The 9,418-nt window shown below is 70.4% G+C and carries 3 protein-coding genes; 1 reads left to right on the top strand and 2 read right to left on the bottom strand.

The window, feature by feature from the left end; translation table 11 throughout:
• The first annotated feature begins 199 nt into the window (after positions 1-199).
• On the top strand, positions 200-1,342 hold the full coding sequence (gene tgt / locus B7X30_RS13050; protein WP_286731080.1) for a tRNA guanosine(34) transglycosylase Tgt: 1,143 nt from the start codon (positions 200-202) through the stop codon (positions 1,340-1,342).
• Positions 1,343-1,365: 23 nt separating this feature from the next.
• On the opposite strand, the gene B7X30_RS13045 is transcribed toward tgt, so the two are convergent.
• Both B7X30_RS13045 and B7X30_RS13040 read right to left on the bottom strand, forming a co-directional pair.
• A complete protein-coding gene (locus B7X30_RS13045) occupies positions 1,366-7,890 on the bottom strand; it encodes a non-ribosomal peptide synthetase (RefSeq protein WP_286731078.1) in 6,525 nt (2,174 codons plus the stop codon).
• Between the two features lie 49 nt (positions 7,891-7,939).
• Positions 7,940-9,418, bottom strand: a 1,479-nt coding sequence (locus B7X30_RS13040; protein ID WP_286731075.1) for an AMP-binding protein, incomplete at its 5' end; no start/stop codon positions are given.

Raw genomic sequence — 9,418 nt, 5'->3', positions numbered from 1 at the left:
CTGTCCGAGGTGGAGCGCGGGCGAGCCCTGCGTCTTCTGCTGAGCAGCCTGTTCGCCTACCGGACGTTCAACGCCAAGACCTTGCGCACCCTATTCAAGATCGCGACGCCCGCCACGCTCCTCGGGCGTGTGCGCCGTTTGCGCGCGCGCCTGGCCTGAGCCTGCGGCGCGACCCCGGCGGGTCTGAAACAATGCCGGAATGCTGCAATTCACCATTCACCGCACCGCCGGACAAGCCCGCAGGGGCACCCTCACCCTCAACCACGGTTCGATCGAGACGCCGCAGTTCATGCCGGTGGGAACCTACGGCACGGTCAAGGGCATCACCCCTGCCGGGCTGAAGGATGCCGGGGCCCAGATCATCCTCGGCAACACCTTCCACCTCTGGCTTCGTCCCGGCCTGGACGTGGTGCGCGCGTTCGGCGGGCTGCACCGCTTCATCGGCTGGGACGCGCCGATTCTGACCGACAGCGGCGGCTTCCAGGTCTGGAGCCTGGGGCGCAGCGCCAAGATCAGCGAGGAGGGCGTGCGCTTCGCCTCTCCGGTCAACGGCGACAAGCTGTTCCTCACGCCCGAGGTCAGCATGCAGATCCAGACCGTGCTCGACGCCGACATCGTCATGCAGTTCGACGAGTGCACGCCCTACGATGTGCAGCGCGGCGGCGAAACCCACATCACGACCGAGACCGAAGCGCGGGCGTCGATGGAGCTCTCTTTGCGCTGGGCCGCGCGCTGCAAGGCCGAGTTCGCCAGGCTGGACAATCCCAACGCGCTGTTCGGCATCGTGCAGGGCGGCATGTTCGAGTCGCTGCGCGATGCCTCGCTGGCGGGACTGGTGGACCTGGACCTGCCCGGCTACGCCATCGGCGGCCTGAGCGTGGGCGAGCCCAAGGAAGACATGCTGCGCCTGCTGCGCCACACCGCGCCGCGTCTGCCTGGCCACAAGCCGCGCTACCTGATGGGGGTCGGCACGCCGGAAGACCTGGTGGATGGCGTCGCCGCCGGGATCGACCTGTTCGACTGCGTCATGCCGACCCGCAACGCACGCAACGGCCATCTGTTCACGCGCTTCGGGGATCTGCGCATCCGCAACGCCCGCTTCAAGCTCGACCAGCGCCCGATCGACGAGACCTGCGCCTGCCCGGCCTGCCGCCAATTTTCCCGCGCCTACCTGCACCATCTGGACCGCTGCCGGGAAATGCTGTTCGGCATGCTCGCCACGGCCCACAACCTGCACTATTACCTTGGCCTGATGCGCGAGATGCGCGAGGCGCTGGACGCCGGACGCTTCGACGATTTCGTCGAGCGATTCAGGCGCGACAGGGCGCGCGGAGTCGCCTGATTCTGCGGCCGGCGCCGCGGGCCTCAGTGCGTGCCGAGCCCCAGGCGTTGCGCCAGGCGGGCGAACCAGCCGCCTGCGGCCCGGGCCTTTGCCGCGCGCTCGCCAGGTTGGCCATCCGGTGCGCGGATCTCGCAGCCGTCGGCGAGTTGGGCCAGGGTTTCGAAGATCAGGCGCCGTGTTTCGAGGCGCGCGCCGCTGACACGCTGAAACTCGATTGCGGCACGCGTGGCCATCAGCGAGTGGCCCCCAAGATCGAAAAAATTGTCGTGACGGCTCACGGCGTCCAGGCCGAGCAAATCCTGCCAGATGCGAGCCAGCGCGATTTCCATCGGCGTGGACGGCAGGTCGGCCGGGGCGAAGTCTGCGCGAGCCTCCTCGCGCGGGGCGGGCAGGGCACGGCGATCGACCTTGCCATTGGGCAACAGCGGCAGCTCCCGTCGCAGCACGTAATGCTGCGGCAGCATGTAGTCGGGCAGGCTGCGGCGCAAGTGATCTCTCAGCGCCTGCGCTTGCGGCTCGGCGCCGGTGGGCACCACATAGGCCACCAGTCTGACGTCGCCGGGCCGGTCTTCGCGCACCATCACCAGGCATTGCCTGACCGCGGGATGAGCCTGGAGCTGGGCCTCGATGTCGCCGAGCTCGATGCGGTGGCCGCGCAGCTTGACCTGAAAGTCCAGCCTTCCCTGATGCTCGAGCAGGCCGTCGTGCCGCCAGCGGCCGCGGTCGCCGGTTTGGTACAGGCGTGCGCCCGGCAGGGCGCTGAAGGGGTCGGGAATGAAGCGTTCCGCGCTGAGATCCGGACGGTTGAGATAACCCGTGGCGACGCCATCGCCGCCGATATGGATTTCACCGCTGAAGCCCACCGGGCAGGGCCGCCCCTGGGCATCGAGCACGTGAACCTGGGTGTTGGCGATGGGCTTGCCGATGGCGATGACCGCCGCCGGCGGCACCACGCGCCAGCAGGTGGACCAGACGGTGGTTTCGGTCGGCCCGTACATATTCCACAGCGCGCCGGTGCGCGCCAGCAGGGCCTGCGCGAGGTCGGGCGGCAGGCTCTCGCCGCCGACGAGGGCCTTGAATGCCGGCCCTCCCGCCCAGCCGGCGTCGATGAGCATGCGCCAGGTCGAGGGCGTCGCCTGCATCACCGTGGCGCCCGTGGTTTCGAGGAGGCCGCGCAGCGCGGCGCCGTCGCTGGCCTGCTCGCGGCTGGCCAGAACGATGCTGGCGCCGACCGCGAGCGGCAAGAGCAATTCGAGCACCGCGATGTCGAAGCTCAGCGTGGTGACGGCCAGCAGCACGTCGTCGGCCGACAGACCCGGCGCGTCGCGCATCGATGCCAGGAAGTTGACCACGGTGCGATGCGGCACGACCACCCCTTTCGGCCGGCCGGTGGACCCCGAGGTGTAGATCACGTAGGCCGGGTCTTGCGGCCGCGCGTCGCGGTCGGGGTCGGGTCGCAGCGGTGCTCCGGCATGCGCCGCGACGCCGGCCCCCTCGGCGTCCAGCAGCAGCCGGGGCAGGTCCAGCCCCTGCCAGAGATCGAGCAGCGCTTGCTGGGTGATCAGCAGCGACAGACCGGCGTCCTCGGCCATGGCGTGCAGGCGCTGTGCCGGATAGGTCGGGTCCAGCGGCACATAGGCGGCGCCGGCCAGCAGGACCGCCAGTTGCGCCACCAGCATGTCCGGGCCGCGCGCCGCGCTCAACCCGACCAGGCAGCCGCGCTGCACGCCGCGCCCGCGCAGGGCGTGTGCGAGCCGGTCGGCCTCGGCCCAGAGCTGCGCGTGGCTCAGCGCCCGATCCGGCGCAAGGCGCAGGGCAGGCGTCGGGCGTCCGCGCTGCGCCGCCAGGAAATCCGGCAGGGTCAGGTCGGATGGGTAGGCCCGCGACGTGCGGTTCCATGCGGACAGCAGGGCCTGGTCGCGCGGGGTGACGAAGGAGAGTTCGCGCAGCGGCCGATCCGCGGCCTGCATCGCCTGGTCGAGCAGGTGCAGATACAGGTCCAGCAGGCTCGTCGCCGTCTCTTCGGCGAACAGCTCGGTTGCATAGCTCAGGACCAGCGTGTTCTCGGCTTCGGTGTCGATGTGCAGGGCCAGATCGAACTGCACCGCGCCGAGGTGCAGCGGAAGGTGCCGCGCCTCCAGCCCGTCCCAGCGCAGTGGCGGCTGCGGCGTGTTGAGCACATTGAACAGCACGCGCAATTCTGGCGATGCGCCGGGGCCGGCCTGTTCGCGCAGCCGCTCGACCAGGTAGTCATAGGGAATGTCCTGGTGGGTGTAGGCGTCCAGGGTCGTGCCGCGCACCTGCTGCAACGCATCGCGGAAGCTCATGTCCATGCGCACCACGCTGCGCATCGCCAGCGTGTTGACGAGGGAACCGACGATGGTCTCGGCTTCGACGCGCGTGCGGTTGGCCACCGGCGTGCCCACGGTGACGTCGTCCTGCCCGCACCAGCGTGACAGCAGCAGTTGAAAGGCCGCGAGCAGGGTCATGAACGGGGTGACGCCCTGCCGTGCGCTGAAGCGCTGCACCGCGTCGAACCAGGCGTCGGCGTACTCGCGCCGCACGCGGGCGCCGCGGCTGGTCAGCCGTTGCGCCGCGCCGGTGTCGCTGGGGAGGTTCAAAGGGCTCATGCCGTCGAGCTGCCGCAGCCAGTAGCCGGTCTGCCGATCCAGCGTGGCGTCGTCGATGTGGCGGCGCTGCCAGGCGGCGTAGTCGACGAAGTCGATCGGTTTCGGCGGCAGGGCGGGAGCCTGGCCGCGGCGGTGCGCCTGGTACAGCGTCGACAGCTCGTCCAGCACGATCCCCCACGACCAGTCGTCGCCGATGATGTGGTGCATCGCCAGGACCAGGGCGTGATCGTCCGCGCCGCGGTTTGCCAGGATCAGCCGGCAAAGCGGCCCCCGGGCCAGGTCGAAGGGCGCCGCAGCCAGCCGCCGCAGCGCGGCGTCGTGCTCCGCCACCGGCAAGGCCCGCAGGTCAATCTCCTGCAGCCGTGCCGATGCGGACGGGTCGATGATCGCCTCGGGCTCGGTCGCGCCGAACTCGAAGCGCGTGCGGAACGCCTCGTGGCGGGCCACCAGCGCGTCCAGCGCGGCATGCAGTGCCGGACGATCCAGCGGACCGCGCAGCTGCAGGGCCGCGCACATGTTGTACGCAGCGCCCTGCGGGTCCATCTGGTGCAGCATCCACATGCGCCGCTGCGAGAACGACACGGGCATGCGCCCACCGCGGGCTGCCCGCGCGATGGGGTCGGGGGCGCTTTGGTATTCGCCGCGCTCCAACATGGGCTCGAGCGCCTGCGCCAGTTCGGCGAGGGTCGTGTGCTCGAACAGGGTGCGCAACGGCAGTGCCAGGCCCAGCGTGGCGCGGATCTGGGAGGCCACCTGGGTCGCGGAAAGGGAATGCCCGCCGAGATCGAAAAAATTGTCGTGCACTCCGAAGTGCCTTTGCGGCAGCACCGCCTTCCAGATCTCGAGCAGGCTCGATTCCAGGCCCGAGCGAGGCGCTGCATGGCGGGCCGGATCGGGGGCGTCGTCGGGCCGCGGCAGGCTGCCGCGGTCGAGCTTGCCGTTGGGCAGGCGCGGCAGGGCGTCGAGGAAGACGAAGGTCGCGGGAATCATGTGCTCCGGCAGCCCCGCCTTGAGCGCCTGGCGCAGACGTTGCGCGTCCGGCTGTTCGGCGACGACATAGGCGACGAGGCGCTGCCGTTCGGGGGTGTCGCCATGCAGGGCCACCGCGCTCATGCGCACGCCCGCGCAGCCGTCGAGCGCGGACTCGATCTCGCCGAGCTCGATGCGATGGCCGCGAAGCTTGACCTGGTGGTCGGCGCGGCCGATGAACTCGACGCTGCCGTCGGCCAGCCAGCGCGCCAGGTCCCCGGTGCGGTAGATGCGCTCGCCGGGGCGGAAAGGATTCGGCAGAAAGCGTTCCGCGGTGAGTTCCGGGCGGTTCAGGTAGCCGCGGCCCACCCCGATGCCGCCGACATGGAGTTCACCGGTCACCCCGATCGGCTGCGGCTGCAGATGCCGGTCGAGGACGTAGAGCTGCAAATGCGGGACGGGGCGGCCGATGGGGATCGCGTGCCGATCCGGCAGGGAGCGGCGAACCTCGTACCAGGCGCTGTCGACCGTGGCTTCGCTGGGGCCGTAAAAATTGCCCAATCTGGCCTGCGGCAGGACTTTGAAGAACGCCTCGGCCAGCGCGCGATCGAGGGCCTCGCCGGCGGCGACCATGTAGCGCAGGCGGGTGCATGCCGCAAACGCGGGTTCGGCCAGCAGCACGCGCAAGGCGGAGGGAACGAATCCCGCGACGCTGATGTCTTGCTCGCGCAGGATCGCCGCCATGCGTGCCATGTCCCGCTGCGCGCCGGGTTCGGCCAGGACGAGCTGCGCGCCGCAAACCAGCGGTGACAGGATCTCCCGAATCGAGGCGTCGAAATTGATCGTGGTCTTTTGCAGGACGCGGTCGGCGGGCGTCATGTCGAGCGCGTCGTTGTACCAAAGCAAGAGATTGCTCAAACCCCGATGCAGCAGCTGCGCCCCCTTGGGCCTGCCGGTCGAGCCCGAGGTGTAGATGATGTAGGCGAGGTGCTCGGGTCGGGTCGCGTCGTCGACGATCGGGAGGTCGTGGACGGGGGCCGCGCCGCCGTCGTCGGGCAGTTCCATCACGCGCGCCGGGCTGGCCGCCGCGCGCAGCGCGGCGGCGTGGCGGTGCTGCGTCAGCACGAGGCGCGGCGCGGCGTCCTCGAGCATCATCCGCAGCCGCGCGGCGGGGTACTCGGGGTCGAGCGGCAGGAATGCGCCGCCGGCCTTGAGGATGGCCAGCATGCCCACCACGAGGGCGAAGCTGCGTTCCATGTACAGGCCGACGACCGCCTCAGTGCCCACACCGGCCTCGCGCAGCCGCTGCGCCCAAAGCTCGGACAACGTATCCAGCTCCCGGTACGTCATCGACTCGCGGCCGAGCCGCACCGCCACCGCATCGGGCGTGGAGCGGGCCTGGTTGCGAAAGAGGGCGTGCACGGCCTGCTCGCACGGCGCGGAGCGCGCGCTGTCGTTCCAATCCACGAGCAGGCGACGGCGTTCGTCGGCGTCGAGCAGCTCGAGGCGATCGACCGCAAGCCCGGGGTCGGCCACGATGCTGGCCAGAAGGTTGCGGAACTGCGCCGCCATGCGTGCGACCGTCGCCGGCTCGAACAGGTCGGTGCGGAAGGACAGCTCGGCGTCGAGTCCGGCGCCGGTCTTGGTCAGCCGCAGGGACAGGTCGAACTTCGCCGTGCTGGCCCCCAGCGGCAGGCGCACGGCGGCGATGCCGGGCACATCGATCGTGCGCTCGGGAAATGCGTCCAGCACGAACGAGGCCTGATACAAGGGGTTGCGGCTGGCGTCGCGCCGCGGGGCGAGTTCGACCACCAGGCGGTCGAACGGCATTTCGGCGTGAGCCAGCGCGTCGATGACGGTTGCGCGCGTGCGCTGCAGGACGTCGATGAAGCCGGGCGCGCCGTCGAGCCGGCCGCGCATCACCACGGTGTTGGCGCAATGGCCGACCACGTTCTCCAGCCGTGCGTCGCCGCGTCCGGCCACCGGCACGCCGACCGGGATGTCGTGTTGCCCGCACAGGCGCATCAGCAGGATCTGGAACGCCGCGAGGAAGGCCATGAAAGAGGTGGCCCCATGCTGTTGGGCGAGCGCCTGCATCGCGGCGGCGAGGCTGGCGTCGATGTGGAAACGCTGCGTTTTCCCGGCGAAGCTCATCCGCGCGGGCCGCGGTCTGTCGGTGGGCAGTTCGAGGCTGGGCAGGTCTCGCAACTGTGCGCGCCAGTACTGCAAATCGGCTTGTAGCGCGGCGCTGGCATCGCGCTGGCGCTGATGCGCGGCGTGGGCGGCGAAGGTGAGCGGCAGTTCAGGCAGGCCGCAAGCCGAGCCACCGTGGGCGTAGATCTGTCCAAGTTCCCGGTGGATGACGCGCATCGACCAGCCGTCGGCCACGATGTGATGCAGCGCCAGGACCAGCAGATGATGTTCCGGCGCGACGGCCAGCAGCACGGCGCGCAGCAGCGGCGCGCACGCAAGGTCGAAGGGTTGGACCAGGATGGCTTCGACGCGTTGCGCCAGCGGGCCGTCTTGCGCCTCGTCGCCGGACAGGGTCAGGCGTTGAAGCGCGAAGGCGGCGGCACTGGCGCCGGCCGGCATCACCTGCTGGAACGGGCCGCCGGCGCCGGACGCAAACCGCGTGCGCAGCGCACCATGCCGGGCGATGAGCGCGCGCAGGCTCAACTCGAGGCGGTCGCCGTCCAGGGGGCCGTGCAGCCGCGTCACCGAGCCGCTGTTGTAGGCCGATGCGCCGCCCTCGAGCTGGGCGAGGAACCACAGGCCCTCCTGTGCATGGGACAGGGGGGCCGGATTCTCGCCGGGGTCGGCCTCTCGCGCCGCGGGCGCGACCTGGGCGCGCTGTCGAAGCAGTGCTCGGGCCAGCAGGCGCCGCTGCGCGTCGCGCGCCTCGGATGCGGCGGCGGACGCTTCATCCGAAGCCGATGGTGGTGTGCGCATGGCGTGGCGGCGAGGGAATCGACGTGGAGATGTGCGGTTCGATCGGCCATCAGGCCTGCGCGAGCAGGCGGGCGATCTCGTCTGTGCCGAGGGCGTCGAGATCCGCCTGCAGGGCGCGGCAGGCGGCGTCGGCTTCTTCGATGGCGGCCTGCACGACGGCGGCGAAATCCGCCAGCCTCGGCTTGGCCAGCAGTGCCGTTGCGGCAAGATCCAGCCCCCATTCCCGGTTCACCGCCTGCACCACGCCGACGGCGAGCAGGGAGTCGCCGCCCAGGGCGATGAAATGAGCGTTGCCGTCGGTCACGGCACAGCCCAGGGCCGCGGCGAACAGCGCCGCGAGCCTGAGCTGCAGCGGATCGGTCAGGGCGGCATGCTCCGGGGGTTTGACCAGCGCGGCGATTTGCGCGTGCAGTTTCAGGCGCTGCACCTTGCCGCCAGGGCCGGTCGGGATCTGCGCCACGATGTGAATCTGCGCGGGAATCTTGAATTGGCCGATGCGCCCGGCGAGGGCGGCGCGCAGCGCTTGCGCGTCGGCAGGGCCGCCGGCGTCCAGCACGACAGCGGCGTGCACGTCTTCGCCCAGCGAGGGATGCGGGGCGGCGTACACGGCGGCTTGCTGCACGCCCGGCAACTGCAGCAGCGCCTGCTCGACTTCGACCGGCGCGATTTTCTCGCCGCCGCGGTTGATGATCTCCTTGGTGCGGCCCGCCAGATACAGATATCCGTCAGGATCGAGCCGGCCGAGGTCGCCGGTGAGAAACCAGCCGTCCTGGAACGCGGGAACATCGTCCCGGGAAGGTTCTTCATAGCCGCTGAACAGGGTCGGGCCGCGCGCGACCACGGCCCCGAGCCGATCGGGCGGGAGCTCGCGTCCCGCATCGTCGACGATGCGCAGCTCGACGCCCGCCGCACGACCCGCCGAGCCCGGCTTGCGCGGCTCCGGAGGCAGCGGATTCGCCGTCAACTGGTGCGCCGCCTCGGTCATGCCGTAGGTTTCGATCAGCGGGGCCCGGGTCATGGTCTCGAGCTGCGTCTGGACATCGGCCGGCAGCGCCGACGACGACGAGCGGATGAAGCGGAAGCGATGCTCGGGCAACGCCTCCCGGTAACGCTCGCCGAGCTGAAGGAAGGCGCGGTGCAGGGTCGGCGATGCCGTGTACCAGCTCGGGTTGAAGTCCTGGATCCAGAGCAGCCAGGCCTGCGGATCGAACCCCGGCGTGCAGACCACCGAAGAGCCGTTGACCAGCGGTGTCAGAAGACCGCCGACCAGGCCGTGGATATGGTGGGTGGGCATCACGAGCAGCCCGCGATCCGCCGGCGATATCCTGAAATGGCGGCCGATGTTGCGTGCCGCGTGCAGCGCCTTGGCCTGTTCCAGCGGGATGCGCTTGGGTTTTCCGGTCGTTCCGGAACTGAACAGGACGAAGGCCGCGTCCTGCGGTCCGGGTTCGCGCCAGTTGTCGGGCGGGCCGGCGGGCGCGGGCGCGAGCGCGCGCCGCAGGTCGAAGGGCAAATAGGGCAGGCCGAG

This window comes from Thiomonas sp. 13-64-67 (assembly GCF_002282795.1).
GTDB classification, from domain to species: Bacteria; Pseudomonadota; Gammaproteobacteria; order Burkholderiales; family Burkholderiaceae_C; genus Thiomonas; species Thiomonas arsenitoxydans.
Note: the sequence above shows the minus strand (reverse complement) of the source record. Positions and strands in the feature narration are given on the sequence as shown.